The organism is Bacillus sp. 05T31, from assembly GCF_056396725.1.
Genome location: NZ_JBFTMA010000759.1, coordinates 1 through 2,037 on the forward strand (window position 1 = coordinate 1; position 2,037 = coordinate 2,037).

2 protein-coding genes are annotated in these 2,037 nt (G+C 40.9%); one reads left to right on the plus strand and one right to left on the minus strand.

The genetic code is table 11. The features are described 5' to 3' along the window. Positions 1–197: 197 nt before the first annotated feature. The gene (locus AC1DJR_RS27875; protein ID WP_477004034.1) at positions 198–1,013 is read left to right on the plus strand and encodes a collagen-like protein; all 816 of its coding nucleotides are present in this window, start codon (positions 198–200) and stop codon (positions 1,011–1,013) included. 148 nt (positions 1,014–1,161) lie between these two features. Here AC1DJR_RS27875 and AC1DJR_RS27880 read toward each other — a convergent pair whose 3' ends face one another. Next, positions 1,162–1,287 carry a hypothetical protein gene (locus tag AC1DJR_RS27880; protein ID WP_477004035.1) on the minus strand — a complete coding sequence of 42 codons (126 nt, stop codon included), beginning with the start codon at positions 1,285–1,287 and terminating at the stop codon, positions 1,162–1,164. Between the last annotated feature and the right edge of the window lie 750 nt (positions 1,288–2,037).

Genomic DNA, 2,037 nt, shown 5'->3' on the forward strand with positions numbered 1-2,037 from the left:
TACATACCCTGTTCTTACATACCCTGTTCTTGCGTAACTTATGTCGATATAACTAGCAATTAATGGAATAGGTTTATATCTGTGACATAAGGGCATATGCTTATTTTTATTTTTAAAGGCTTTTTCCTTATACTTGCGTGTTAGCTAATTCATAAACTATAAAGTGTAAGTGGGTGAATGATAAGGAAGGTGTAAAAATGAGTAAATTTGAAAAGAAATTTCATATTCCGTGCGAATGTTTTGGCCCCCCTTTACCTCCACCTGAAATTGGTCCAACGGGACCAACAGGACCGACAGGACCAACAGGACCGTCAGGACCAACAGGACCGACAGGACCAACAGGACCAACAGGACCAACAGGACCGTCAGGAGGACCGTCAGGACCAACAGGATCAACAGGACCAACAGGACCAACAGGATCAACAGGACCAACAGGACCAACAGGACCAACAGCAGTAGGGTGTTGTCCATGTACTAATGTTCTTGACAACCCTGGATTTGATGAGCTACCAATAATAACCGATCCAGTTCCTGGTTGGAATCCAATTGGGGATGTTACAGAGGTAGGTGTTCCAAACGCTCATAGTGGTCGCATCCTTTCAGATGGGACACTTAGTCTCTTAGCTGCGTCAATTGAACCCGGTGGAAGTATTAATCAATCAGTTGATGTTGGCGAAGGCTGTTGTTTTACGTTTTCTTTCGCTGCGGATGTAAGGGATAATGCATTTCTTATAGCTTCTGTATCTTTTCCAGAACTTCCTGGACATGGATGTCCTCCGCTCTTTACAACTCTTGGTACATTAAATATTCCACATATTATACCTGTTATGAATCAACCGCAATCTCTTTTCCAACATTATATTCTTGTTGTGTGTATACCTCCTGGTGTGACTACAGCATGTGTTGMTTTCCAAAATATTKCTACAGGYGGAGAAGGTGSARMMGCTTTTGTKGATAAYGTTGTATTCCAACCKACTGGYGGACCTTGTSMTTCRTGTTCACAAAATTTCTAATGTATTRAWGTACTTGWAKCTTTTCGTTTTRCTGGCGGATCACAAAACCATTAAGGAGAGCCTTTGTGCTCTCTTTTTATGTTAGAAATCACCAGACACTCCCATATGCTGAGCGCATTCCTTTATAGTCCCGATACATATGAGCGATTCACTTTTGTAAACGGTATACTCCTTTAGGTGCACTATTCCCCTCCCTGCTATTAGTTGCGATAGGTAAGACTTTGAAGTTATCTCCATCTTTTCCCYCGCTTAACACTGTACGTGCGACTTTCATCGCATACAGCGCCCCATCTTATTCTTCTATACTAAAGCAACTAGATTACAAACAATGTTGTACTCACCAACGTATTAATTCCCCTTTCTTRCGAAAGGTCACATCATCTTACTCGATCCTGTGAGTTACATCTAATTGATTTAGTTTTCAAAGAACAAGACTAGGGACTATCCCTCCACATTTATTACATGCTTCTTCGGTACTATGTCCCCACCTTCACAAGAATGAAGCAATTTCGGTTCGTTAGAACCTTATATGCACCTGTCTGCTAGTAGGCGTTGATGACAGTTTCTTGCTTACYACGTTCCAATTGACTTAGCTATACATATATCCTTAGRTGCTTGCTTTAAGCCTGTTATCTTTACACCYTCATCGTTAGATGTTCCGAATTTCATATCATTTACTCTTACTTTTCGGTAGATAACGTCGTCATTGACGACATACACATTTCTAATGTATTAAGCGTTTAGACCCGTACATTCGCAAGTTCGCCAGTCCATYTAGACATTCTCACCATAGATATTTTGTAGCATCCCGACCTATCCATCACCATATGATTTTTCACTTAGGTTTTGTTCAGCCGACTTCACCTAGCTTCATACAATTAGTGACTACTATCACGCCTTGCATGTAGGAGTATCAGATAAKTAGTTTCAGCTCAACCTGACGGCTTTCATTCCTACTTTCAGTCAATCAGTTGTTGTTATCAAATTGATAACCCTCCTATTTCGTGTTTGCACACTTATGAGG